The organism is Gammaproteobacteria bacterium (assembly GCA_016705365.1).
In the GTDB taxonomy this organism is placed as follows: Bacteria; Pseudomonadota; Gammaproteobacteria; order Pseudomonadales; family UBA5518; genus UBA5518.
The window spans coordinates 1,026,399-1,051,685 of sequence record JADIYI010000008.1; the positions used below are offsets into that span (position 1 = coordinate 1,026,399).

Genomic DNA, 25,287 nt, shown 5'->3' on the forward strand with positions numbered 1-25,287 from the left:
CGCGAAGCCGCGAGGTCGGGCGTGACGCGTCAATCCGTCATCAAGGTCTGGCTGGCCGAACGACTGGATAGCATGACGCAGCGGTTAAATGGTGGGCCCACCAGGACTTGAACCTGGGACCTGCCGATCGGTGACTTGTGCGCGAACCGATTTCCGCCGCCCTGAGGCCTACTGGCGATCAAGATGCCAGCTGACCGTCGTGCCGCCGCAATGGACGGTGCCGTGCAACTGCGTGTCTTTGCCCCCACCGTTGCCGGCCTCGCAGATGTGCATCATGCCTTCGCTGGCGACGGGCAGGCTAAGGCCTCGGCAACTCAGCTCGAACGGGTCCGCTACCAGCACGAGCATATGCTGCCCGTCACCGGGCGCGTCGAGTTGCATCTCCCCGTGCAATCGCACACGGCCCTGGTAGTCGGGGCAGTCGTCCACCGTATAGCTGAGCTCGAGTTCGCCTTGGGTGGCTGTGTAGCTGCCGCTGCCTGGGTGGCTCTCCTTGAGTTCGATATGGCCCGTTCCGCTGAAGTGCAGGTTCTCACCCTGGGTGTCGATGCTGACCGTGCCCGCATAGACGCCTTCGGGCGGCGGTGTGGGGCGCTTGGGTTTCGGTGGATCACACAGGATGCTGGCGAGGCGCTGTGCGATCCCCTCTGTCACGTCGTAGAAGTGATTTTCTGAAATCGAACCGGAGTCCGATCCGATCACCCGCCCGGTAGCGGCGTCCCGGGCCTGGATGTTCCAGCTGACCTGTCCCGCGGTGTTGCTGACGGAACCTTCAATGAACACCGTGGGCTGGATGAGCTGGCCCGGCTTCGCCCGCGTAGCCGGATCGAACCGCGGCGACTGCTGCAACTCAAGCTCCTTCAGTATCTCGTCGCGCCGTCTCCACTCAACCACCGCCATCTCGCAGGGTTTCCAGGCAGGTGTGTCATTGGCGAGCTGGGCGAGGTCGTTTTCAACCAGTTCCGACAGGCCCCAGCCGTACACGGATTGTGGATCCGGGTCTGCGAATTCCTTCACAGCCACTGCCGGCCCGGCATTCGCGCAGGTGCACCAGGCGGCGAAGAAGAAGAGCATCAGGGTAGCGGGACCGACGTGATGAACGTTCATGCACACCTGCCGTGAATTTCCGGGAGAGCTTGCTGTGCTCAGTATTGCGTGTTCCGGCCACCCATTGCGGCTCAAGCGGGGCCACCATTGCGGCTGATGCCGGGCCGGTGTAACGCGATTGCTGGACAATCGTGGATGACAGGAGGGAGTTAGAACTGCAGTTCGAGGTAGGGATTGGTGTTGGACTGCAGGGGCGCGTAATCGAGGCAGAGCAGCCTGGCTTGATCATTCACGGCCTGGGCAACGTCCTCGGGGTCGAGGTCCCAGGCGCTCACGCTTGCGGTGGCTGCACGTAGGTACCCTTCAAAGTCATCCATCATCCGTCAGCAACGGCAACCGGGGTCAGTTCATCAAGTAATGAGTATATATCGCAATATATTGCGATTAAATACGATTAGAATCATTGTCTCGCTATTTATTGCGACTTGACTAAAGTCAATTATCAAGATATATATCGTAATAACTGACGATATATGGCAATTTAACCGATATATTCGCAATGTATAACGACTATGAAAATCACTGGCTTGCTCACAGATGATGCCGTGCTGGCCGAATTGGGCGCACGGATTGCCAGTCGTCGGATTGAATTGCAGCTGACCCAGGCGGCCGTGGCCGAACAGGCGGGTATCGCCAAGCGTACCCTCGAGCGTATGGAGGCAGGGCAAACCTCACAGTCGGGCACTTTGGTTCGTGTGCTGCGGGTGCTGGACGCCGCATCCGGGCTGGATAACCTGATTCCGGAGTCCGGGCCCAGACCGATGGATTTGTTGAAGCAAAAGGGCAAGGTCCGGCAACGGGCTTCGGCTAAACGTGCCGCAAAGGCGACTGGCAAACCATGGCGCTGGGATGAGAAGCCATGAGCACACTTGCCGAAGTCAGGCTGTGGGGTAGAACCATCGGCGCGGTCTCCCTGCAGGAGGGGGAGGACGTCGCCGCCTTTGAATACGATGCGGCATTTGCGCAAAGCGGGATTCAAGTCGCGCCGATGGTGATGCCGCTTTCCCGACGCGTGTACCGCTTCCCCGCGCTTTCCCGCCCGACTTTTCTCGGGCTGCCCGGCCTGCTGGCCGACTCGCTGCCCGACAAATTCGGCAATGCGCTGATTGATGCCTGGCTGGCATCGCAGGGGCGGCAACCGGGTTCCTTCAACGCCGTCGAGCGGCTTTGCTATACCGGTGAACGCGGCATGGGTGCGCTTGAATTTGCCCCCGCCATCGGCCCCAGTGCAAAGCAGACAACACACATTGAGGTCAGCAAGTTGGTTGCGCTTGCATCGGAGGTATTGAGCCACCGGAATAACCTGCAGGCGTCTTTTGCGGCTGAAGGCAAAGAAGATGCGCTAACGGACATTCTGCGCGTGGGCACCTCCGCCGGTGGCGCGAGGGCGAAGGCGGTCATCGCCTGGAACCCGAAAACCAATGAAGTGCGGTCTGGCCAGGTCAAAGCCGACAAGGGATTTGAATACTGGCTGCTGAAATTCGACGGTGTCAGTGGTAACAAGGACAAGGAACTGGAAGACCCGAAAGGCTACGGGGTGATCGAGTATGCCTATTACCTGATGGCGCTGGAGTGCGGTATTGAAATAAGCGAATGCCGGCTGTTCAAAGAGAATGGCCGCTCGCATTTCATGACGCGCCGCTTTGATCGGCTTGCAGCCGGCGAAAAACTTCATATGCAGTCACTCTGCGCCCTGGCGCACTACGATTTCAATATGGCGGGCGCTTACAGCTACGAGCAGGCGTTGCTGGCGATGCGGCAACTGCAGTTGCCCATGCAGGCCATCGAGCAGTTGTTCCGGCGCATGGTATTCAACATCGTGGCCCGTAATCAGGATGACCACGTGAAGAATATTGCCTTCCTGATGAATCAATCCGGTGCGTGGTCGCTGTCGCCGGCCTTTGACATGACCTACAGCTTCAATCCTGCGGGTGCGTGGACGGCAAGCCATCAGATGACGATGAACGGTAAACGCGACAGTTTCACGCTGGAGGACTTCAACGCCTGCGCAAAGACGGCTTCGATGAAACGCGGGCGCGCTGCGAAAATCGTTGCCGAGGTGCAGGCGACGGTATCGAAATGGGGATCGTTTGCAGAAGAAGCGGGCGTGCCTGATGCCGTGCGCGAGAAAATTCAGCGCACGTTGAATCTGAAACCCTGTTCATGAAGCCGGGCGAGCACAAAACCGTTCAGGAGCGGATCCTCGCATACGCCGAGTGTCGAATTGCATCGATTTCTGGCTCATCAAGGCGCAAATTTGCATTCAGGGCTGCCCCGCTGTCTTCGTGAGAACGACCTGGGTAGCTTGCAGAATTTTTCCAGGAGGCGGGGCAGCACAAGCCGCAAATAGCGGTTCAGATTTCGGTGCAAATCAACACCGGGTCGGACGAGTGGATTGAAATTCCTATCCATCCACAACATAATTATGCATATAGGTATATTAGGATGCGCTCAACATGGCAACGCTCAAACTGACCGCCGTCGGCACGTCGACTGGGGTAGTGATTCCTAAGGAGATGTTGACGCACCTGCGAGTCGAGCGCGGCGACACCCTGCACGTCGTGGAAACTCCGGAAGGGTATCTGTTGACCCCCTTCGACCCGGCCATCGAGGCACAGCTTGAGGCCGGGCGTGATTTCATGAAGGAATACCGGGACACGTTCAGGGTCCTGGCCAAGTGACCAAGGCGCCGGCTTGGATCGACAAGCGGGCGCTTCTGTTGCTGCACAGGGAGAGTCTGGCGCAGTTCGGCGGTGCCGGCGGATTGCGCGACGAGGGATTGCTGGACTCCGCACTCGCGCGTCCAGTCAACAAGCACACCTACGAGGGTTGCAAGGAACTCGCCGACCTGGCCGCAGCATACGGGTTTGGCCTGGCACGCAATCATCCCTTCATCGATGGCAACAAGCGGGCGGCATTCCTCGCAGTCGGTGTGTTTCTCGCGATCAACGGGCATCGACTGGCGGCGACGCCGGTCGATGCTATCGAATCGATTCTGGCGCTCGCTGCGGGAAGCATTGACGAAGCGCAGTTCGCGGAGTGGATCAAGAGAAATCTGCACGGGGCAGCGGATGACCCATTTTAGGCTTTCGCCACCTTTCGCCTATTGGCACGATCAAGCGTGAACAATTGGCGGCATTCTCGACGCTAAAGTATCTGTGCGGACCTGCGAATCAGCAGTATCTACAACGACTTGGGCGTCTCGGAAATGATTGAGTGGGAGTGACCGGGGCACTTCCCCAGCAGGCCACAACGGATAGGGATTATAAAAGGCCAGACACTGCGCGATCGCGGGCGCACCCCTCCCAAACACCACAAGAGTCGCAGCGCAGGCGCGCTCTGCAACATGAGCGGTCTGCCGATCCCGCGCCTCGGCCGCCCCGAGGACATCGCGTACTTGGCGCTGTTCCTGGCCTCCGATCTCTCCGGCCACATCAAGGGACAGCTGATCAGCGTGAGCGGCGGGGCCTACATGCCCTGAGGGCGGGTGCCGGCGGCGAGGCGGCGCACCCCCGCGTCGGGCCGCGGGCCCGCACCGGTCGGCGTGTCGCCGCGCTGCCAGACAAGGGCATCAGGCGCCGCCTGCGGCACCGAAGATCCCGCAGAGTTGCTCGCGTGTTGAATTGCATCTAATCCAGACCCATTTGGGCGCAAATTTGCATTCAGGGCTGACCCACTGCCGGCATGACAAGCACCTGGATAGCTTGCGGAATTTCGCCAAGAGGCAGGTCAGCTCAATCCGCAAATGGCGGGTCAAATTCGATGAAAATCAACAGGAGAAGGCGGATCTGGTGGTGTCTTGCATGCTTTTCTGATCAATGTTCTGGAAGCCAGCAATGATGTATTGATTCGCATTGATGTAGGGGAGAGCGACGGCGCGGAGCTCAGTGACGCGCTGTTTCGCTCACTGTCGGTGTCGGGTGCGGAAATGATTCATGCCGATAAGCGCGGGTTCATTGTTAAGGATTATGAGGCCGTCAATCCAGCGGCTGTGGGCGGCGGCCTCCTTGGCATTTTGTTCTGGAGTTTTATTGTCTGCCCGCTCATAAGCAAAAGGGCAATGGCTCGGGGCTGGTCGGCTCTGCCAGCTGTAGTAATCCCCCAAGTCTTTGTGTTCGGTCTACAGCTGTGGGGGCACGAGCAGAATGGTTGGTGGACGGTTGACCCATTGCAGTTGGCCGTCAGTATTTCCGCAATCATCGTGTTCTGGGCGTGGGCAAGGTTGAGGTGGACTCGATTGAAAGACGAAGCACCGATGGCAGCCGAGTCTGCGTCCTCACCCCCGCGTCAGAATAGTTGGCTCTGACCACCCGACTCCGACGCAGACCATCCGACTCGGGGTCTATGAACACGGGCCCAAAACCACTCCCAGTAGGTCGCTGACGCTCCCAGTCGGATGGTCTCCATAGGCGCAACTGGATGATTTTCAAGGGATTATGGTGGGCCCACCAGGACTTGAACCTGGGACCTGCCGATAAGTGGCTTTCGCCTCCTGGGGTTCGCGCCGCAGGTTGCCGATTGATAGTGCCCGGTAATGCCTGTCGTTGCTTCTAAACTCAATCGCTATCGACGAAGATGCATGCGATCCAAACCTGATAGTCCTCACGGAAGTACATAATCAAAGGACTCTGCTTTGACCGCACACGAATTGGATTCGATTGTCGCTGGGTCGCTCCAGTCCCTACACCTTGAGCTATCGAGCGGTACTTGGCGCGGCCGCAGGGAGCGCGAGGTCATCAGCCTGTTCTGCTTTGGCCACCTCCTGCAACACTGCCAAACATCCTCAGCACTTTATGATCCGACGCAGCTAGCGATCGAAGTTGCTGTGCCGCAAATTTCCGACCAGCGCGGTCTTTCGGGCAAGGGCGGTAACAAGAGCCAGGTCTGTAAGGACATCGTTATATGGCCAAAGCCGCGTATGACCTGCTGGGATGCGCATGGCGATGCGACCGTGCGCCCGATCAGTGTCATCGAGTGGAAACACAATGAGCGCGCAGTCTCTGAATACGACACGAACTGGTTGCGCGCGTTTTCGGCGGATCATCCCGAGTTCGTTGGATACGCCGTCAGCACCCAGCATCCAGCCAAGGATTTCGCGATTTCCTGCTCGCGAGTCCTTTTGGGGAAAGTTGCTGACCGCTGGTTCCACTTCGAATGAAATGTGTGCCTGCAACTCGACTATCAGCGGGTACGAGTACAGACGAGGCAAATCTGCATGAGCGAAACGCAACCACCACTGACCGAGGACCGCCTCAACGAAATCATTGATCAATACAGCCAGCCCGATCTCCGAGTGTCGTTAGCATTCTCGGACGGTGGTACTGATCCTTTGTGGCCACGCTTCCATCGCAGTGTTCTCAACCAGATGGACGGCGGCCGAGCCACGACGTCTCGTTATGCAATTTGGGCGAACACTGTCCGTGACAACATCATCGAGGGGATGAGGGCGATAGATGCCGGCGACGTGAAGGCTGGTAGGCAGCATCTTGTTAGGGCCGCCAATAGCCTGTCTGCCTTTACGGATGTGCAGGCATTCTTCGATCCTTTTGAGTTAGGCAAGCGCAATTGATCGTATGTGTACGGAGAGGCAGCACCACTCTCCCCGGCGAACTGGCAGTAGCGCGGGTGCGAGGCGACCTCCCGACTCCGGCGCAGACCTCCCGACTCGGGACGTAATCGAATCGCCCTGAAACCACTCCCAGTCGGATGGTCTCCATAGCCGCAACTGCATGATTTCTAAGGGAGTATGGTGGGCCCACCAGGACTTGAACCTGGGACCTGCCGATTATGAGTCGATCAAAAAATGACCAGTTCGGTCCCGAAAGCCGAAGAAACGTAACGCGTTTTTCTATCGATCCCCGCCGAAAAACCGAAATCCGAGCGTATACCGAACCTGGTTGGCAGGTGGGCGGCTACGGGGGCTCGGAAGCCGAAGAATCGTAACGGTTTTCTCAAACCGAAATCCGAACCAGAACCGATCCGAACTCACTGCAGACCGATGGGGCCGTCAGCCGCGCATTCAGCCTCTGCGTTCGACGCGAAAGAGACGTTTGATAAGCGCAGCGTCTAAAGCGACGCCTCCGTGAAAATGTGGACACTTGCGAGCGCTGTGGCGGCTAACAGCGCGGTCACGGTCGCGTTCGAACTTCCGGTTAGGTCGAGTCGACTGGATAGGACGTTTCTTATTGATTGATTGCATCGACTTCTGATTTGTGCGTAAAGTGCTGACGTACATGAGTAACGTATTGAAGCCTCATCCTCTTATCGCCGCCGTGCTCTGCTTGGCACTGGTGATCGTGCGCGTCGGTGGAGCCCATTTGCATCTGTGCTTTGACGGCACCGAGCCGCCAGTCAGCTATCACGCATTCGAGGATGGCTCAGCGCACGAGCTGTCAGGCTTTGACGTGACACATCAGGATGCCGATATCGCGCTCACGAGCGATATGTATTCCAGGCTGGGCACTGCCTTCAACGACCTTCCCGTATTGCTGTCGATCGCGGTGATGGTGTGGCTGCTGCCGCGGCTTCGACTTACGTTTGTTGCATTGCGGTCAGTGCGCATTGCGCACGACTCACCTTCACTGCTACTTCCGCCATTGCGCGGCCCGCCACTCCCGATCTCCTCCTGACGTGAAGACGTTTTCTCCGTAGCGCGCTCTGAGCAGTGCGCTGCGGGGCTATCCATGCGATCACGTCTCCGACGAGGCGTTGATGGGAGGTTGGAATGCGGTATTCATCAGCGTGTGCCTGGCGCACATGCCTGTTCGTAATTGCCTTTCTGGGTTCTTCGACGTGTGCCATTGCGGCCGACGCGCCATTGACGCTGGAGCAAGCCATAGCTGCCGCGTTGCAGAAAGACCCGCGCCTGCAAACATTTTCATTCCGGTTGCGCGCCGCAGATGCCCGCGTCGCTCAAGCAGCGCTGCCCCCGGCGCTGGAAGTCTCACTGGATCTCGAAAACGTGGCGGGCACTGGTGAAACCAGCGGATTCGATGATGCAGAAGCGACATTTGCGCTGTCGCAGGTGATCGAACTGGGCGACAAGCGGGAATCTCGCATTGGCCTGGGGCAAGCGGGACGAGATGCCATGACGATTGACCGGGCTGCAGCCCAGCTCGACGTTCTGGCCGATGTGGCACGTCGTTTCATAACGGTGGCGCAGCGTCAGCAGCAGTTGCAGCTGAGCCGGGAGGCAGTCGAGCTGGCGCAACACACCGTCGTTGCGTCCGAGCGTCGGGTCAATGCCGCCAAGTCGCCACATGCCGAGCTCGATCGGGCGCGGATTGCGTTGGACCGCGCACTGCTGGACGAGCGCGGCGCCGGTATCGAACTGGATACCGCACGCAGTCAACTTGCGGCAACCTGGGGCGAAACGGAGCCAGTGATCAACGGCGAGCGCATTGGCGACGTCGCGGCGGATCTCTTTGCCTTGCCGCCACCGGGGGACTTTCCGGAACTGGCAGCCCGTCTTGCCGGCAATCCCGATCTGCTGCGCTTTGCTTCAGAGGCGCGCTTGCGTGACGCGGAGCTTCGGCTTGCCGCGGGTCAGCGCAGGCCCAATCTCACCGTGGGAGTCGGCTTGCGTCATTTGGAGGCCACGAACGACCAGGCCTTCGTCCTGTCTGCGTCCATGCCACTTTTTTCGGCGCGACGTGCAAGCAGCCTGGTGGCGGAAGCCGAGGCCAATCGCGAACTGGTCGATTCGGAAGAACGCGTGGCCCGGATACGTGCGCAGGCCATGCTCTACGAACTGCACCAACAGATAACGCAAGCGACGCTGGTTGCCCGGACATTGAAAGACGATATCCAGCCGCGCAGTGCCGAGGCACTGAAGGAAACAGAGTATGCCTACGAGCGAGGTCGCTACAGCTATATCGAACTGGTGGACGCGCAGCGCGAATACCTGTCGGTGCGGGAGTCGCTGATCGAAGCGGCAGCCACGGCCCACACGCTGCGTGCGGAAATCGAGCGTCTGACCAACGCGCCGCTCACTGCCGCCACACCATGAGCATGAACCCTATTCGAGCGAGAATCCCCATGAAATTGAAGATGCTGCTATTGCTAGCTACGTTGCCTCTTGCCCTTTCTGCCTGTGGTCGCTCGGAGGATTCCGGCACGTCGGTCTCCCCATCGTCAGATGCGGGAACTGCCAGGCATGAAAAGGAAGGCGAGGCCAACCATGAAGACGAGGGCGGCCACATCGAACTGACCGCAGAGCAAATCGAAGCGGCCGGCATCCAGTTGCACCAGGTCGGTCCGGCCGTCATACGCGAAGCACTGCCGCTCTATGGCGTAATCGCGCCCAATGCCGAGCGAATGCGCGATGTCGCGGCACGCTTTCCTGGCGTGATCCGCAGCGTTGCCAAAAAGATCGGCGATCCGGTACGCGAGGGCGAGGAGCTGGCGATCGTCGAAGCAAACGAGAGCCTCGAGACCTACGCGATCGCCGCACCGCTGGCCGGCGTCGTGACGGCGCGCAATGCCAATCCAGGCGAGCAGACCGGTGACAAGACACTGTTCACCGTCGCCGATTTGTCCACCGTATGGGTCGAGTTGTCCTTGTTTCCGCGCGATGTGGTCAAGGTGCGTGTCGGGCAGGACGTGCGCGTAAAGAGTCCTGACACCGGCCTCGCCGCTGTCGGCAAAGTGGTCTATGTCGCTCCCTTCGGCCAGGCCGCCAACCAGACGATCACCGCGAGGGTACTGCTGGATAATCCGGATCGCCGTTGGGCGCCGGGCCTGTATGTGACAGCAGAAGTCACGCTGGCCGAAACGGCGGTGCCACTCGCCATCCGCAACGAGGCCGTGCAGACATTGGAGGAACGCAGTGTCGTGTTCGTGCAGGGCGAGGAGGGTTTTGAGCCGCGTGCTGTCTCGCTTGGCCGCAGCGATGGCGAGTTCTCCGAAGTGCTGGCTGGCCTGCAGAGCGGTGATACCTACGCCGCAGCCAACAGTTTCATCCTCAAGGCCGAACTCGGGAAGGGTTCCGCCGAGCACGGGCATTGATCGGAGAACGCCATGATTGACGCACTCTTACGCTTCTCCATCGCCCGTCGCTGGATTGTGCTGTTCCTGGTGCTCGCCGTCGGCGGCCTTGGCATCTGGAACTACCAGCGCCTGCCAATCGACGCCGTGCCGGACATCACCAATGTCCAGGTGCAGATCAACACCAGCGCGCCCGGCTACTCCCCACTCGAAGTCGAGCAGCGCATCACCTACCTGGTCGAGACGGCGATCGCCGGGTTGCCCAATCTGGAATACACCCGTTCGCTCTCCCGCTACGGACTGTCACAAGTGACGGTCGTATTCGACGAAGGGACTGACATCTTTCACGCCCGTAATCTCATCAACGAGCGGCTGCAGCAGGCCAAGAGCCAGTTGCCCGGTGGGCTCGAACCGATGATGGGACCGATCGCCACCGGTCTGGGTGAAATCTACCTCTACACGGTCCACGCGGATGAGAGCGCCCGGCAGCCCAACGGCAAGCCGTACGATGCCACCGCATTGCGCACGCTGCAGGACTGGGTGATTCGCCCGCAGCTACGGCAGGTGCGGGGCGTGACGGAAGTCAACACCATCGGCGGCTATGAGAAGCAGTTCCACGTCACGCCCGACCCGTCACGGTTGCTGGCCTTCAGCCTGACATTCGAGGACGTCGTCAACGCGCTGGAGAAGAACAACGCCAATGTTGGCGCGGGCTACATCGAGAAGAATGGCGAGCAGTACCTGATCCGCTCCCCGGGCCAGGTCGCGGACATTCCGGCCCTCGAAAAGGTCATCGTCGCTCACCGCAACGGGGTGCCGATCACCGTGCGGGACGTGGCGGATGTCGGTTTCGGGAAGCAGCTGCGCACGGGTGCGGCAACCCGCGACGGTGAGGAGACCGTGCTCGGCACGGCGGTGATGCTGCTCGGCGACAACAGCCGTACCGTGTCCAAGGCCGTCTCGGCCAAACTCGCGCAGATCAACAAGACGCTCCCGCCAGGCATCACGGCCGATACGGTATACGACCGCACGGTGCTGGTGGACAAGACCATCGCCACGGTGCAGAAGAACCTGCTCGAAGGGGCCATCCTCGTCATGGCGGTGTTGCTGCTTATGCTGGGCAATGTGCGTGCGGCGCTGATCACCGCGATGGTCATCCCGCTGTCGATGCTGATGCTCATGACGAGCATGGTCGAGACCAAGGTAAGCGCCAATCTGATGAGCCTGGGTGCTCTGGACTTCGGCCTGATCGTGGATGGCGCGGTGATCATCGTCGATAACTGCATCCTGCGTCTTGCGGATCGGCAGCATCGTCTAGGGCGACTGCTGACCATGGAGGAGCGATTCCACGTTGTTTTTGTCGCGACGCGTGAGGTGTTCACGCCCAGCCTGGTCAGCGTGCTGGTCGTCGTGCTGGTCAACCTTCCGCTGCTCGCCCTGATCGGCGTGGAGGGAAAGATGTTCCGGCCGATGGCATTGGCCGTGATCATGGCCCTGCTGGCTGCGCTGGTATTGTCGCTGACCTTCGTGCCGGCGGCTGTCGCGCTATTCATGAGTGGAAGAATCGAAGAGAAGGACAACTTCATCGTGCGTCATGCCAAGCGCCTGTACACACCCGTACTGGATGCTGCGCTGAGACTGCGTGTGCCGTTTGTGGCAGGCGCCATCCTGTTTGTCATGTACTGCGGCTGGATGGCCACGCGACTGGGCTCGGAGTTCATTCCCAGCCTCGATGAAGGTGACCTCGCGGTGCAGGCCCTGCGCATCCCTGGAACGAGCCTGACGCAGTCGCTCGAGATGCAGTTCCAGCTCGAACGCGCGCTCAGGGAAATTCCGGAGGTGAAGACCTATTTCTCCCGGGTCGGCACGGCAGAAGTGGCGACGGACCCGATGCCGCCGAATATCTCCGACGGCTACGTGATGCTGAAGGATCGCCAGGACTGGCCCAACCCGGACAAGTCCAAAGCGGAATTGGCCGAGGAAATCGAAAAGCGGTTGGAAGCGGTGCCTGGCAACGCGTTCGAGATAAGTCAGCCGATCCAGCTTCGTTTCAATGAGCTGATCTCCGGCGTGCGTTCCGATCTGGGCATCAAGGTCTACGGCGATGATCTCGATCAATTGCTGAGAACCGGCAATGCCATCGCCAAACTGCTGAACACCATCCCCGGCGCGGAAGGCGTCAAGGTCGAACAGGTGGCGGGACTGCCGGTGCTGTCCGTCGAGCCCATCCGCGCCGCGCTCTACCGCTACGGCCTCAACGTCACCGACGTGCAGGACGTGCTCGCTGCGGCTGCCGGCGGCGAGGAGGCGGGCCAGTTGTTCGAGGGCGACCAGCGATTTGCCCTGGTGGTGCGCTTGCCGGAGCATCTGCGAAGCGATCTGGTGGCGTTGGAGCAGCTTCCCATCGCCTTGCCACAAGGCGGCTACGTGCCGCTGGGCGAAGTGGCAAGCCTGAAGCTCGCCCCCGGCCCGAACCAGATCAGCCGGGAGAATGGCAAGCGCCGTCTGGTGGTGTCTGCCAACGTGCGTGGGCGCGACCTGGGCGGTTTCGTGGCCGATGTGCAGCAAGAAATTTCAGAGCAGATCAAGCTGCCATCCGGGTACTGGCTCGCCTACGGAGGCACCTTCGAGCAGCTGCAATCCGCGACGGAGCGCCTGACGCTGCTGGTGCCAATGACACTCGTGATGATCTTTGTCCTGCTGATGATGACCTTCGGTTCGGCCAAGGACGCCGCGCTGGTGTTCAGCGGTGTGCCGCTGGCGCTTACCGGTGGCGTCATTGCACTGTGGCTGCGCGATATTCCGTTGTCCATCACGGCTGGCGTGGGTTTTATCACCCTCTCCGGCGTCGCGGTGCTGACCGGAGTGGTGATGGTCTCGGCTATCCGTGACCGCCTGGCCAACGGCGCGGACATCGAGGCAGCGATCCGCGAGGGTGCGATGCTGCGCCTGCGGCCGATTCTGATGGTCGCGCTGGTCGCCGCTCTCGGCTTTCTGCCTATGGCGCTCAACACTAGCACCGGTGCGGAAGTGCAGCGCCCGCTGGCCACCGTCGTGATTGGCGGAATCCTGTCATCCACGCTGCTGACATTGCTGGTGTTGCCAGGCCTGTATCGCATGGCCTGGCGCCCGCAACGCGCAGCAAATGCAATCACCCTCGTCCCTGAGGAGCTTCCCGCATGAAACTGATCAAGGCCTTTATCCACCACGTTCGCACCGCGCCCGTTGTCGAGGCGCTCGCGGATGCCGGTTATCGAAATCTCACGCTGCACGACGTCAAGGGCATGCTCAAGCCAATCACCGAAAATGAGCAGGAATACTCCACGGAGGCCAGCGGCCTGGTTATCTCCGAAGTGCGGCTGTCGCTGGTTGTCGAGGACCAGGACGTCGACGAGGTAACCGCAATCATCCGCAAGGTGGGCCGTGTCGGCCCGCACATCTCCGGGTATGTGTATGTGAGCTCGGTAGAGCAGGCGTTACCGATCGGGGGCCCCTAATGGGCACCAGAGGAGCTCGTGGGCACGGTCACGGTCATCACGCGGGGCACGATCACAGTGGCGTTGCCTCCGATCGACGACTGCGGCTGGCTTTGGCGCTTACGGCAGGTTTCATGGGGCTGGAAGTGCTCGCCGGGCTGTGGACCGGCTCATTGGCCCTGCTTGCCGATGCCGGTCACATGTTGACCGACGCCGCGTCGCTCGGGCTGGCCCTGTACGCCGCTGCGACCAGCCGACGCGGCGCGGATGAAAGGCGCAGCTACGGATACGGACGAGCCCGTGTGCTGGCGGCGTTCGTGAACGGTCTGTCGCTCCTGCTGATCGCGGCCTGGATCGTGATCGAGGCCGTGCAACGACTGCGTGATCCCCCGCACATCCTCGCGGGGCCGATGCTGGCGGTGGCGATCGCCGGTTTGCTGGTAAACGTGCTCGCATTTCTGGTGCTGCGGGGTGGCGGGGACCTCAACACCCGGGGCGCGCTGGCGCATGTCGTCGGGGATATGCTCGGCTCGGTGGCAGCGATTACCGCGGCCGGCGTGATTATGGCCACGGGCTGGACACAGGCCGACCCGCTGCTCTCGCTGGCGGTGGCGTTGTTGATCGTTCGTACCGGATGGAAGATCAGCCGCGAATCCGCGCATATTCTGCTGGAAGGCACTCCGGATACCTTCGATGCGACCAGCATTCGGGACTCGCTGATGGATTCCGTTCCCGGCGTTTGCGATGTGCATCACATCCATGCGTGGTTGATTGGCTCGGACGAACCGCACATGACACTGCACGTTCAGTTTGCCGAATCCGTACCCGCAGACCTCGCCGTCGCTGCAGTATGCTCACATCTTTCCACGAAATTCGGCATCCATCACGTAACCGTGCAGCTGGAGCACGTCGCATGCACGACCAGGGAGCATTGACGGCGGAAAGACCAGGTTATGCGCGAAGCCTGTAATCGCGAAGGGGACATTAGTCATGAATGCCATACAGAAGGCCGCGTATGAATTCGAGATCGCGCAGGCGAAAGCCTTGATGGCGCGAAGCGAGCTCGAGTCCTCGTTTGCTCATTTGGAGCGTGCACATGTCATCGGGCAGGTTTACGTATTGCCGCACGTACGGAGCCACTGGTTAATGCTTCAAGTAGAGTTGCGACGGCATCGACCGGCCGCGGTGATCGGACAGGTCTTTCGTATCGTGCTTGGTGCACTTGGCTCTGCGGTCGGGGTCGTTCCAACGGGCAATACCGGGGGCACCGATATAAGCATGTTCAAGCGCCTGCCGATCCAGCCCGATGTGTGCGACATCATTGCAGGGCGCGGGCCGGAATCCACCCCCGAGCAAGGTGATCCTGGCAAGGGGTGACTTTCGCTTGCGCCTCCATCGATCACGAGCGTCCTGCGCTCACGGAGTCGCTGGCTGCTGCCTAAGTTCCTGAACGGCACCGAGCAGTACGCGAACAGACGATCTCAAGAGCAGGGCTGCCAGACAAGACGCCACAATGATGTCGGGCCAGCCGGACTGGAAAATCCAGACACCGAAAGCGGCCACAAACACGGACAAGTTCGATGCGATGTCGTTGCGGGAACATTCGTAAACCGAACTCATGTTGATGTCATCGCTGCGATGACGCCACAGCAGCCAGAGGCATACCCCGTTGGCCGTCACACCGACGAGACTGAAGACACTCATGAGCTCGTACGAGGGGATGACAGGGTAAATCAGTTTCCAGATCACCTGCGCCACGACAACGGATGCCCCGAGGAAAATGAGTCCGCCCTTGAACAAGGCGACACGGGCTTTTGCTTCGATGCTCTGGGATACGACGTACAGGCTGAGTGCATAAGTCAGCGCGTCACCCAGGTTGTCCAGGCTGTCGGAAAGCAGGGCAGTCGATTTGCTGTATAGCGCGGCAAGAGCAATCACGGCGAACATCACGGCATTGATCCACAGCACCGTGGTCAGTGTGCTCTTTTGTCGCGTGCGCAATGCCTCTATCGCGCAGTTGTTCTCGCAGCAGGACGCCATGACTTACCCCTGTGTGCCCTTGATGAGGCTGATTCACGGAACATTCCACGGCCCACAGGAACCTCAATACCAGCAAGGTTCCGAGCTCCGCTGGCGATACCACTAGCCCAGGTCACAAAATCAACCTCGGGGCGACAGCGAGTCACCCCGAAGTCCATCATCTTACGCGTCGGCAGAATGATTGTTCAGTGCGTGGTGTTCCCGTGCATGCAATCTCCCATCATCATGCCGCCCTGCATGTGCCCATCCTTCATGCCCTTCTGGCCGCAGCAGCCCATCTGATGCATCGACTGCATATGGTCCTGCATGGTAGCCATGTGAGCGTTCATGGCGGCCTGCCGGTCTTCCGGCGTCTTGGCGTTCATCATCGCGTTCATCTGAGCCTGCATCGTCTGCATTTGTTGCTGCATCGCTTGCATCTGCACTTGCGTCGGTTCGGCGCTGGGACTTGCAGGCGTGCCGGACTGAGCCAAGCCAAGACAGGACAAGGACATCAACACTGGGACGAGAAGGCATGCGTATATGGCTTTCATGTGTGTCACCTCGCGTTGCGAAACCAATCAATAACCCCGTCTACATTCGGGTCATCAAGCCTAAGACGACTATATGACGAACGCAATTGCAGAGGCGAAAAAATGCAACTGGCGGATGTGTCAAAATGGTGCGGGCAGGGTGTTGCTGCTGGTATTGAATTGCCACGCGTGCCAGCGTCAATAAGCCATTGGGGGCTGCGCTTGAATGACCCCCTCATGGCCGAACTCAGATACGCCGCATTTGCGTTCCCCTGTCAGCGGTTCTGCACGCAGTACTCACCAGACCGGTAATAACCGCGCGGACATGAAGATCCCTGCCGCTCAATAGCCGGCTTAGCTCTCTCCGAACCAGCCATGCAGTAATCCCCTGATCGGTAATACCCCGAAGGACACGACTTCCCCGCGCGCTCGATGGCAGGCTTGGCCCTGTCGCTCCCCTGCACGCAGTACTCGCCGGATTTGTGATAGCCCGACGGACACGACTTGCCGACGCGCGGCATTGCGTCGCCAGATTCCGCCCATACGGTTTCGGTGAGTCCGAAGGTCAGCACGAGAGCTACGAGTAGACGGTGGCGCATGGATTGCCTCCTTGATGAAGTTAACCTCCGACGGGCTCTGCAGGGCAAGCCGCAAAGTCGTTGGCATGTATCGGAAAAAGGATAAATCGTGGCGTTTCAAGGTTGACCCATATGGGTCGCGCATATCGGGGTCCGCGTCCTGGGAAATGCCAAAGCGCAATGCCGCTTCAAGGGCTATTGCGGAATCACCCCGGGAATTCGCCGTCCACGTAATACCAGCGTCCGTCTTCCCGGATGAATCGGCTGACCTCATGCAGTCGATGCGCTTTGCCTCCGACCTTGTAGCGGGCCACAAACTCGACGGTCGCCGTGTCTCCGGTCTCCTGGTGATGCCTCACCTGCAGGCCCAGCCATTTCGGAGTGTCCAGATCGATAGACGACGGTCGCGTTGATGGATGCCACGTGGCTAGAAGGTAGGAATCAAGCTTCAGCACGTATGCGGCATAGCGGCTCCGCATCAGGCGGTCAGCGGTGGGCGTTGCTTGGCCATCGTGCAGGGGTTTGCAGCAGACGCCGTAAGAGGCGCCGTGGTGGCAAGGGCAGGGAGCGTGGGGATCCATGGCGATAGGCTGTGTCACGAGGCGACTAATGTATTCCATGGTGCGCCCCACATCGCGGCTTGGCTACGTCATTGCAAGCCCGGGGGTAGCTGCCAGAACCAGTCCCACACGATCGGCAGCGCGACGATGATCAGGAACGCCCACCAGATGATATTGAACACGACGATCAACAGGATCTGGAGCGAAGTGAACGCTGCCTCCTTGATGGTCCAGACCATGTCGTTCCAGCCGTCGGCGAGTTCATCGCGCCAGGTGTCCTGGTGAGGGGGGCTGTCCAGCAAACGCAGGATGTGCGCCATCGCCTGCTCGTACTCGGCCGATTCCGGGGGGTAGGCGTCGAGGATGTCCTGCCAGTACCCAATTTCCTTCAGCAGCTTCGATTCTCGGTCCGCCTCTCGTTGCAGTGTGCGGATGCTTCGGTCCGAGCGTCGCAGATGGGCAAAGAATTCTCGGTCAGACGGTGGCTGGTGCTTTGACGTCATAAGGTTGCTCCAATGAAAAAAATAGGCGGGGATTGCCACCACCCCGAGCACGAAGCTCAGGACAGTGGCGGTGTGGTTGATGGAAGGGTGTTTCGCAGGGTGCTGCGGAATGTGCTTTGCCGTGCGAACGAGGCGGGGATAAGCCAGAGGTGCTTTCATAAGGGGGCGGGATGGGGTACTGCGAAGTCACTTCCCTGGGCGGGCAGGTGCCGCGCGGGTCCGCTCCGGTGGGGTAGCCCTGACTGGGCCCTGTACGGCGCTCCTGCACGGCGAGCGGGGCTGCAGCGTGGCGTTTGGGGTGGGGGCTCGGCTGCACCGGCACTGGTGCGAGTCGGGGAAGCGGCGGGAGTGGCCCGTCCGTGGGCCAGGGGGACGTCAGCTTACGACGCGGAGTGCCGGCGGTTGCTTGCTGGCCTGCGCGATCTTCTCCGAGGCACTGTTGGAGGCGTCCTGCAGGGTGCGGGTCGAGAGATGGGCGTAACGTTGCGTCACGCTCGGATCAGAGTGGCCGAGGATCTGCTGCACCTCGTAGAGCGATCGCCCGCTATTCACGAGCATGCTGGCGTGCTGGTGTCTCAGGTCGTGTATGCGCAGGTTGGGTAGACCGGCAGCGATGCGAATCCGACCCCATACGGTATTCACCACGGTCAACGGTTCCTTGGTCTTGGTGTTGATGAACAAGTACTCGTTCTTTCCCTCAGTGCCGAGGTTGGCGAGCACCTCCAGGGCGGCGTCGTTCAACGGCACCGAGCGAACGCGCTTCGACTTGCTGTTTGCCGCCGGAATCCTCCAGGTCCGGTTGGCCTTGTCGATATGTTCCCAGCGGGTCTGCAAGGCTTCGTTAAGGCGAGCGCCGGTGGCGAGCAGGAATAACATTGCATTGGATACCATTCGGGCCTTGGAGGTTCGGAGCGCGAGCAGTAGCCGGTTCAGCTCGTCGTCGGTTAGATAGCGCTCGAGCCGATTGTCCTCCCGGAACAGCGGCACCTTGGCGACGGGGTTCTTGTCGAGCATCTCCCACTGCACCGCGAGGTTCAGTGCTGCCCGAAGCAGCTTCAGGTGGTGGTCGCAAGTGGCCGGCGCAAGGCCCTCGGTACGCAGGTCCGTGTGGAAGGTCTGGATCTGGTGCCGGGTCAGCTGGTTGAGCTGGAAGTGGCCGAGCGTGGGCACTATGCGCAGCCGGATCATCGATTCGTCGTAGGTGAACGAACGCTTCCGTGCGCTGGCATACGGCGTGTACTTCTCCTCCAGGAATTCCTTCAGGGTCAGCACCGCCTTAGCCGCCCGCGCCTGTTCCTGCGGGTTGGCGCCGAGGGCGATCTTCGCCTTCAACTCCTTCGCCTTCTTGCGGGCGTCGGCAAGCGATATATCCCGAACCGCGCCGATGCGCTCATGGCAGGTCTTCCCGGTGGCGTCGCGGTATCTCAGATACCAGGTCGGGTTGGCCGGGTTGACGGATCGGACCTCGGCGTACAATCCGGGTGAGTTGGCGTCGCACATCTCGATGCGCTTCTTGTCCGGCGGGCAGTGCAGCTCGTTATCGATGTAGGCTTGGGTCAGGGGTAATACGGGCATAGAAATGCCTCCTCGAAGGTTGAAGGGGGGTAGCCGCAATGCCCCTCAGCACCGCGGCCCCGCTATGTGGTTGGTTGTTAATCGAGCATTGCTGCAGTAGCGTCGTTGACTAGAGCCTCTGTGCCGGGAAACCACCAGCCGTATCGACCGGCGTGATAGCAGGCACACAGCTTCACCAGCTGGACGTGGTGGTCGTTCAGCTCCGCGATAACGTCCGGGTCGAGCAGAGTGTCGACATGGTCAGCGCGAGTGAATCGCGGGTCGAATTTCCACTCTTCGACTTGCGACGAAACCCAGGTGTCCAGCGACTCTCGTATCAGGAAAAATTCGCCGCAGAGCATGAACTCGACCATCGGATCGTCCTGCCCACCCCATGCGGAGGCATTCTGGTGGTCGGTTCGAAAGCTAATTGCATTACGCATAAAAGTTACTCCAGTAAATATTGAATTTGCGGAACGGATCCGCGGTAACGATTGGCCGCGCGCCGCGCACTACGGCGTGACGATCGACACTTTCCATTTGGAGTAAGTTTGTGCCCGGTCCCCGGGAGCGATGCGCTTGCACTCCAGGGGGCGGAATAGACACGTCAAAAGGCGCTGCTAAAGGAACGGATTAAAAAGCAATATCTGCAGCCTCGCTGTCGGAGGCGCCTTCGTCGGGAATGACTGCGGGCTCGATCAAAAGGTAATAACAGTGGGAGCCGTGCTCGCGCACCTCGTAGTTCCATTTGGACAGGGTCGAGACATGGCCGGTGTACCTTTCCAGCAGCGCTTCGGCGGCGCGCCTGCTCAGCCCGGCATGCTTGCGCAGCGCCTTCACCAGGTCGGCCTTCTTGCATTGCCCCGAACGGATGCTGTGCTCGACGACGCTGATAGCTTCCGCATCGACATCCACGGCCGCCATGGGGATTCCACTGTCTGGCTCGGTGGCCTCCACGATCGCTACCGATTCGAGCATCTCCTCGTAGGACACGCCACTGCCGACGCGGTAGCTGAAGCGAGCCGTATCGGCCACGGATCCTCTGCGCTTCTCGTAGTTGAATTCAACGACGCACGTACCCGATTCGCGGCCCTTGTCGATCACGTCGACCACATATACGCAGTCGAAGTCGTCCTTGATATCGGTGGTGCCGGCATGGATAGATCTGCCGTCCACTGCCTTTTTCTTGTTGACATGCGCCAGGGCAATCAGTGTTCCTCCCTGGGCAACAAACTTTCGCACCACGCGGGTAAATGTGGATGATTTCGTCTTGTCCATGAGGTCGGTGAACGCCTTGGCGGTATCCAAGATCATGATGAGGTTGCGGGCCGTTCCATCCGTTGAGGCTTGTATCAGCAGGTCCGGAAGCATCGTTGTCTCGAATCCATTGTGCCCGGGAGACAGCATGTCGAACCCGTTCTTCTCCGCAATCTGCAGCTTCTGGACGAGTCCTCTCGAATTGTCATCGGCGTTCACAAAGCGCACATGACTCGGGGGAATGCGGCCCTGAGCTATCGCGTTGATCAGGCCCTTGATCACCAGCAATGTCTTGCCTGTGTTGGGGGCAGCGTAGATGCACGTTGATTGTCCGCGCAGTGCCAACGGTTCGAAGACGAAGACTTCGTCTGCAACTTGTTTCGCTAGCTCTGCGCTTTTCCCGGTCAACGAAAAGCGCTGAAAGGGGTCGGTACGAGGAGCGCCGTGCTGGGGCTGTGGCGACGGCGAGATGGCGGATTCGCGTTGCTCGACGGTTTCTGTCGGTACAACCTGAAAGGCCTCCCAACTGCTGCCCTTGATGCGGCCCAGATCGACACCTTGGTCCTTCGCAATGTGGCACACGCTCGCGATGGTTACCGTAGCGCCTGCATGGCCGCCAAATGACTTCCACTTTGCGCGCAGTTCCGCTGAGCCATCGTACTTCTTGCCCTTCGCGCTCCAGTTGTCGACCACCTCAAGGCCGCGCTCGTCGCCGCCGTAGGTGTGGTGGGCTGCCATTAAGACCGTGCGCCACTCCTCGTAACCGCAGTCCGGGTCGAGCAACTCAATCAGCAACTCGAAGTCACGCTGCTGAACGGATTGTTGTTCGACCCCGGCGGGACGTGATGTGCACTCTGGTGCCGGACGCGGTTCCGGACGCCCGTTGTGTCTGAACACGGCGTCGATCAGGTTCTGACTGGCTTCGCTCAGATCAGATGCATGCTCGACTTCGCGCATTTCAACGGACTTGCCCGTGCTCGGCGGTAAGACCACGATCGAGCGTCCTGTCTTTACGTCGATACGCTCCGGGTGCTCTGCAATGGAATGAGCATCGCTCTTTGCGTACGTGCCAGGGGCACGCCGAAAGAAGTGGTGCTCGCCGCGACGGGTCTTGTGCACCCAGCGCGGGGTGACGTCGAACGCTTGCTCGATTTCCGCGAGTGCAGCGACCGCTTGGGGTGTATCGGCGTCGAAGACGATGAGGTCTTCGCTGACGACAAATCCCACCTCATAGGCTGGATGTTGAGTCCAGTATTCGGTGATTTTTTTGTCAGATAGGTCCGCAAGCCACGGATCCCATGTCACTGCTGTTTTCTTCAGCAGCGGCACAATCGGTATGACAGCGAGCCCACATTCGAACCAATCCAGTGCCGCCGCCTTGTAGTCTGGCTGCGCGGTACCGGCCGGTTGTGTTGCCGAATTGATAGCATGGGGGTCGGCACCCCCTTTTTTGTCGGAGTGCGACATCTGCTTTTTCTCCGTATTGTTAAAAAGCCTCACATGCGTTTTGACGCAGTGATGTTTGGCCGCACTTGCGGAAGGGTGGACCTGATGGTCCCGATGTGAAGGTCGGCACTTGCGTGCCTGCACTTGCTGATACGGCCCGTATCGATAATTCGGCAGGGCAGTTCGTCGCGCTTGCAGTAGGAGCAGCTAAAGGCACTTGCCGGCGCATCCTTGCGGGGGTCACCGACGATCCGTGTCGGTCTCGATCTACGGGGCAAGGATTGCAGGCTGTTGCGGTCGAGGTCAAGCGGCCCAGAGCCAGATTCAAACCCGTTGAGTTAAAACGCAGGGGCCGCTTCCATGGCCGTGTTTTGTGCAATATTTACGTCTTCAGCATCCGCTAACCGGAGGGTTTTTCCCCGAGATGGCCTCGCGGGGGTCGGTCGGCCTTTGCGGGCCAGCGGCTTCGAGGTTGGCGACGAGTCCCTATCGGTCTTGTCGATGCGCGCGGGTGACAGCCGAATCCGGGCTCGCAGAGCATCATCGCGTTGCGGGGGCACCGGCAAACTGTCGAGCTGGAAAACTGCACGGCTGCCCTGGAGGCGGCGTACATCAGCTGCACAGGTTTCCAGAGTTTCAGTTATCCGGCGGTCCGCTGCATGCTCCCGGTTGGGTCAGTCGATGGCTCGCAGTATCTGCCGCGCCTCAGGGTGCTCGAACATGAACTCCCGCAGCCAGTGGTAGTGCTCGGCGAGGATCAACACGATAGCGGTGGGCGCCGTGAAGGCGAGGTGGCTATACGCATACAGGCAGGCGGTGATCCCGAGGGCATCGGCCGACAGGGCCCCTTCATAGCCGTTCTCGCAAACGACCCGAAAGCGAGCTTCCGTGTCCGGCGCCATCAAGAAACCGCCGTTCGAGAGCAGGTAGAACAGCCAGTAGCCGCCCTGGTAGTCGGAGGACAGCTGCCCGGCAAAGTTGAACACGGCCGGTTCGAGGAGAAGCGGGAAGTTCGTGCCGAACAGCTCGGCGGTGATTGAAAGGCGCTGGCTTTCGGGAACCAGCTGGCGGGTGATCGTGGTCGCAGTCATAAGTGTCTCCTGACAGGTAGGGTGTCGATTCACGTGGACGGGCCAGAGCCGAGCTCCAGCCGCTTGAGGTCGAGGTAAGCCGAGAGGTAGCGCTCCAGCAGCCCCGGGGCGAAGTCAGGGAACTCGCTGTCCAGGATCTGGATGGCCACCATCTCGTAGCGGTCGAACAGGTCATGGCCGTCGCCGGGAAGAGACCTGACGGCTTCCTCCAGGCGAGCGCCGACCTCCGCGAGGGTGCGGATAGTCATCGGGGTCTCCTTGTGTCGGTGGTTGGGTAGCGCGGCTTAAGCGGGCCGCAGGGAAGGAATCAGAACTGCAGGGTCAGGTAGGGGTTGGTGCAGGGCGCCAGCGGCATGTGGTCGAGGAGTATGCCAGCCATCAGCCGGGCCTGGGCGTTAACGGCGTCTGGTAGCTCGTCATCCGGCAGGTCCCAGGCGCTGACGATCTCGAACGCGTCCTGGAGATAGTCTTCGAGCAGGGTTTCACAGGTCATGGGCGATTCCTCCTGAGCAAGTAGGCAAGCCCGCCCAGTCCGGTGAGCCCGAGGGCAGACCAGACGACCGGGGGATTGGTGATGAACAGCACGACCAGCAGCGGACCCGCCCAGACATTGAGCGGGGCACCACAAGGCAGGCGAGGGTTGCGGCAAACAGGGTTACTGACAGCACTAGGCAGCCTCCTGGATGGTGGCGGAAGTGGGTGTTTTCAGTAAGTCGTTGAAAAGAAACGGAAAGCACTAGGGGCGGTATAGGCTCGGTTTGGACCTTGCCTCGGAAAAGCGATGCAGAAAAGCGTTGTGCTTCAAACAGTTACAGAAGGGATTTTCGGGAGAGCGCCCGACTCCCACTCGGAAAGTCAGCTTGGGCAGGGTGGCGTTAGAACGGCTGGTCTATGCTGTCTTGGTTGTGGGCTTTCGGCCGGGCTTCCGCTTAGACAGATCGGCCTTGACGGCTTTTGGCTTGGGCGGGAGCTTCGGCTTGGTGCCGGCCGCGTCATCGGGAAGGTTGGCGTTCGCGGCAATCAGCTTTTCCATCCGGGCTTGGAAGTCGGCGTTCTGAACCAGCTCGTGGACCCGCTGCTTCCCCGGCATAGGCCGGATCAGCTTCTCGGCCGCGAGCACCGCCAGCAGGAAGCCGGGGGTGTTGACGGACTGGCCCCGGAACAACGGCATGAGCCGTATAGCCGATATGGGACTACCGGCGCTCAAGGCCTTCTGGATATCCTTCAGGGCCACCCACTCCTGACTGAAGAATCCGCCGCCCGAATTGGACGCGACCCTGAGGTAGAGACTCTTCTGGGGATCACAGGCGATGTTGTAGGTGAGGTCGGACTTGCCGCTGATGGTGGGGCACTGGGCTTGCTTGAGGATGCGGAAGCGCGTAGCCGAATGCGCAGCTTCGTGCGTAGCCGTATGCATAGCGTCAGGTGGAGCCGATGCGGCTTGGTCGGTAGACGCTGGGTTCACTTTGGTTGGCTTCTTTACGGCCATGGAAATATCTCCTTCGGGTTGAGGGATGGGGGGATGACTAGGTTTGGACGTGAAGCGGCGTGATTGCCGGCTTCATAGTAAGCGTACGGCGAATACCGTCTGGACAATCAGATGCGTAGGCGTCCGAGTTTCCGGTTTACGATCTCAATGTCGAATTCAGTGGGATCGAACCCATCACCACACCAGGCAAGCATGTCGGCATGCTCCTCGTGCGTGGGGTCTGTGATAGCCTCCAAAAAATATTGATAGCCCGGCGGGCCACCGACATCTTCCGGCGGGCAGGCATTTTCACCGCCAACGCACATGGCTCCCTGCGCCGATTCTGTTGCCGGCAACACCTTTTCGATCTTTATCTTGTGTTCCCACCCGTCACCGAAGTCGTAGACGTAGCGGCAGGTTTTTCCGCGTCCCAAGGCGGAAACGAGCGCAACACCTTTTTCCGCCGTTACGCTCCCGGGTGCATCCCAGTCCGGATCTGCACGCCATAGCGGCGCTGACCAATCTCGAATTCATGCAGGTGACTATCCGTCCAGCCCATCGCGTACTGGATTACATCGTGCAGTTGGTGGAGTTTGATCGTCTGCGGCACGAGGAGAACCCGCCAGACCTTGGGCTCGACCCATGCGAGTTCGATGCGCAACTGCAGCCATGGACGCGGGGGACGTATCGGACGCACCTTCGTTGCCATG

At 60.1% G+C, this 25,287-nt stretch carries 27 protein-coding genes, 1 tRNA gene and 1 pseudogene; 15 read left to right on the forward strand and 14 right to left on the reverse strand.

Features of this window, described 5'->3' with window-relative positions; all coding sequences use genetic code 11:
• Window positions 1-168: 168 nt before the first annotated feature.
• Window positions 169-1,107, reverse strand: coding sequence for a hypothetical protein (locus tag IPF49_12390; protein MBK6288409.1), 939 nt, complete (start codon window positions 1,105-1,107; stop codon window positions 169-171).
• A 512-nt stretch (window positions 1,108-1,619) separates the two neighbouring features.
• Here IPF49_12390 and IPF49_12395 point away from each other — a divergent pair.
• From IPF49_12395 to IPF49_12430, 8 genes are all read left to right on the forward strand, one after another.
• On the forward strand, window positions 1,620-1,970 hold the full coding sequence (locus IPF49_12395) for a helix-turn-helix domain-containing protein (protein ID MBK6288410.1): 351 nt from the start codon (window positions 1,620-1,622) through the stop codon (window positions 1,968-1,970).
• Window positions 1,967-3,274: a type II toxin-antitoxin system HipA family toxin gene (locus IPF49_12400; GenBank protein ID MBK6288411.1), complete on the forward strand. Its 1,308-nt coding sequence runs from the start codon at window positions 1,967-1,969 to the stop codon at window positions 3,272-3,274. Before IPF49_12395 ends, IPF49_12400 begins: the two co-directional genes overlap by 4 nt.
• 289 nt (window positions 3,275-3,563) lie before the next feature.
• Complete coding sequence (locus tag IPF49_12405) at window positions 3,564-3,788, forward strand: AbrB/MazE/SpoVT family DNA-binding domain-containing protein (GenBank protein MBK6288412.1); 225 nt, start codon at window positions 3,564-3,566, stop codon at window positions 3,786-3,788.
• Window positions 3,785-4,192, forward strand: coding sequence for a type II toxin-antitoxin system death-on-curing family toxin (locus IPF49_12410; GenBank protein ID MBK6288413.1), 408 nt, complete (start codon window positions 3,785-3,787; stop codon window positions 4,190-4,192). Before IPF49_12405 ends, IPF49_12410 begins: the two co-directional genes overlap by 4 nt.
• A gap of 261 nt (window positions 4,193-4,453) precedes the next feature.
• Window positions 4,454-4,588 (forward strand): SDR family oxidoreductase, encoded by a 135-nt coding sequence (locus IPF49_12415; GenBank protein MBK6288414.1) that lies wholly within the window; start codon window positions 4,454-4,456, stop codon window positions 4,586-4,588.
• Between the two features lie 318 nt (window positions 4,589-4,906).
• Window positions 4,907-5,413 (forward strand): hypothetical protein, encoded by a 507-nt coding sequence (locus IPF49_12420; GenBank protein ID MBK6288415.1) that lies wholly within the window; start codon window positions 4,907-4,909, stop codon window positions 5,411-5,413.
• Window positions 5,414-5,740: 327 nt separating this feature from the next.
• Window positions 5,741-6,265 carry a hypothetical protein gene (locus IPF49_12425; GenBank protein ID MBK6288416.1) on the forward strand — a complete coding sequence of 175 codons (525 nt, stop codon included), beginning with the start codon at window positions 5,741-5,743 and terminating at the stop codon, window positions 6,263-6,265.
• 57 nt (window positions 6,266-6,322) lie between these two features.
• Window positions 6,323-6,676: a hypothetical protein gene (locus IPF49_12430; protein MBK6288417.1), complete on the forward strand. Its 354-nt coding sequence runs from the start codon at window positions 6,323-6,325 to the stop codon at window positions 6,674-6,676.
• 178 nt (window positions 6,677-6,854) lie between these two features.
• Here the strand turns inward: IPF49_12430 and IPF49_12435 are convergent.
• A tRNA-Leu gene (locus IPF49_12435) sits at window positions 6,855-6,927 on the reverse strand.
• Between the two features lie 413 nt (window positions 6,928-7,340).
• Between IPF49_12435 and IPF49_12440 the strand changes: the two genes are divergently transcribed.
• From IPF49_12440 to IPF49_12470, 7 genes are all read left to right on the forward strand, one after another.
• Window positions 7,341-7,736: a hypothetical protein gene (locus tag IPF49_12440; protein ID MBK6288418.1), complete on the forward strand. Its 396-nt coding sequence runs from the start codon at window positions 7,341-7,343 to the stop codon at window positions 7,734-7,736.
• A gap of 188 nt (window positions 7,737-7,924) precedes the next feature.
• The gene (locus IPF49_12445; GenBank protein MBK6288419.1) at window positions 7,925-9,115 is read left to right on the forward strand and encodes a TolC family protein; all 1,191 of its coding nucleotides are present in this window, start codon (window positions 7,925-7,927) and stop codon (window positions 9,113-9,115) included.
• A 29-nt stretch (window positions 9,116-9,144) separates the two neighbouring features.
• Window positions 9,145-10,113, forward strand: coding sequence for an efflux RND transporter periplasmic adaptor subunit (locus tag IPF49_12450; protein ID MBK6288420.1), 969 nt, complete (start codon window positions 9,145-9,147; stop codon window positions 10,111-10,113).
• A 12-nt stretch (window positions 10,114-10,125) separates the two neighbouring features.
• Window positions 10,126-13,275, forward strand: a complete 3,150-nt coding sequence (locus IPF49_12455; GenBank protein ID MBK6288421.1) for a CusA/CzcA family heavy metal efflux RND transporter — start codon at window positions 10,126-10,128, stop codon at window positions 13,273-13,275.
• On the forward strand, window positions 13,272-13,589 hold the full coding sequence (locus IPF49_12460) for a P-II family nitrogen regulator (protein ID MBK6288422.1): 318 nt from the start codon (window positions 13,272-13,274) through the stop codon (window positions 13,587-13,589). The genes IPF49_12455 and IPF49_12460 overlap by 4 nt, the downstream gene beginning before the upstream one ends.
• The gene (locus IPF49_12465; GenBank protein ID MBK6288423.1) at window positions 13,589-14,503 is read left to right on the forward strand and encodes a cation transporter; all 915 of its coding nucleotides are present in this window, start codon (window positions 13,589-13,591) and stop codon (window positions 14,501-14,503) included. The genes IPF49_12460 and IPF49_12465 overlap by 1 nt, the downstream gene beginning before the upstream one ends.
• A gap of 55 nt (window positions 14,504-14,558) precedes the next feature.
• A complete protein-coding gene (locus IPF49_12470) occupies window positions 14,559-14,945 on the forward strand; it encodes a DUF3703 domain-containing protein (protein MBK6288424.1) in 387 nt (128 codons plus the stop codon).
• Between the two features lie 39 nt (window positions 14,946-14,984).
• Here the strand turns inward: IPF49_12470 and IPF49_12475 are convergent, their stop codons facing one another.
• The 12 genes and pseudogenes from IPF49_12475 to IPF49_12530 form a co-directional block, all read right to left on the reverse strand.
• Window positions 14,985-15,608 (reverse strand): cation transporter, encoded by a 624-nt coding sequence (locus tag IPF49_12475; GenBank protein MBK6288425.1) that lies wholly within the window; start codon window positions 15,606-15,608, stop codon window positions 14,985-14,987.
• Window positions 15,609-15,793: 185 nt separating this feature from the next.
• The gene (locus IPF49_12480) at window positions 15,794-16,141 is read right to left on the reverse strand and encodes a hypothetical protein (protein ID MBK6288426.1); all 348 of its coding nucleotides are present in this window, start codon (window positions 16,139-16,141) and stop codon (window positions 15,794-15,796) included.
• Window positions 16,142-16,904: 763 nt separating this feature from the next.
• Complete coding sequence (locus tag IPF49_12485; protein ID MBK6288427.1) at window positions 16,905-17,279, reverse strand: hypothetical protein; 375 nt, start codon at window positions 17,277-17,279, stop codon at window positions 16,905-16,907.
• A gap of 68 nt (window positions 17,280-17,347) precedes the next feature.
• Window positions 17,348-17,920, reverse strand: a complete 573-nt coding sequence (locus IPF49_12490) for a hypothetical protein (protein MBK6288428.1) — start codon at window positions 17,918-17,920, stop codon at window positions 17,348-17,350.
• 216 nt (window positions 17,921-18,136) lie between these two features.
• The gene (locus tag IPF49_12495) at window positions 18,137-19,336 is read right to left on the reverse strand and encodes a tyrosine-type recombinase/integrase (GenBank protein ID MBK6288429.1); all 1,200 of its coding nucleotides are present in this window, start codon (window positions 19,334-19,336) and stop codon (window positions 18,137-18,139) included.
• A gap of 77 nt (window positions 19,337-19,413) precedes the next feature.
• Window positions 19,414-19,758, reverse strand: coding sequence for a hypothetical protein (locus tag IPF49_12500; protein MBK6288430.1), 345 nt, complete (start codon window positions 19,756-19,758; stop codon window positions 19,414-19,416).
• 190 nt (window positions 19,759-19,948) lie between these two features.
• Window positions 19,949-22,039, reverse strand: a complete 2,091-nt coding sequence (locus IPF49_12505) for a PriCT-2 domain-containing protein (protein ID MBK6288431.1) — start codon at window positions 22,037-22,039, stop codon at window positions 19,949-19,951.
• Between the two features lie 653 nt (window positions 22,040-22,692).
• Window positions 22,693-23,109: an antirestriction protein gene (locus tag IPF49_12510; GenBank protein ID MBK6288432.1), complete on the reverse strand. Its 417-nt coding sequence runs from the start codon at window positions 23,107-23,109 to the stop codon at window positions 22,693-22,695.
• Window positions 23,110-23,138: 29 nt separating this feature from the next.
• The gene (locus IPF49_12515; GenBank protein MBK6288433.1) at window positions 23,139-23,357 is read right to left on the reverse strand and encodes a hypothetical protein; all 219 of its coding nucleotides are present in this window, start codon (window positions 23,355-23,357) and stop codon (window positions 23,139-23,141) included.
• A gap of 59 nt (window positions 23,358-23,416) precedes the next feature.
• The gene (locus IPF49_12520) at window positions 23,417-23,602 is read right to left on the reverse strand and encodes a hypothetical protein (GenBank protein ID MBK6288434.1); all 186 of its coding nucleotides are present in this window, start codon (window positions 23,600-23,602) and stop codon (window positions 23,417-23,419) included.
• Between the two features lie 396 nt (window positions 23,603-23,998).
• A complete protein-coding gene (locus IPF49_12525; protein ID MBK6288435.1) occupies window positions 23,999-24,598 on the reverse strand; it encodes a hypothetical protein in 600 nt (199 codons plus the stop codon).
• 107 nt (window positions 24,599-24,705) lie between these two features.
• Window positions 24,706-25,286 (reverse strand): annotated as a pseudogene (locus IPF49_12530) (plasmid pRiA4b ORF-3 family protein).
• Between the last annotated feature and the right edge of the window lies 1 nt (window position 25,287).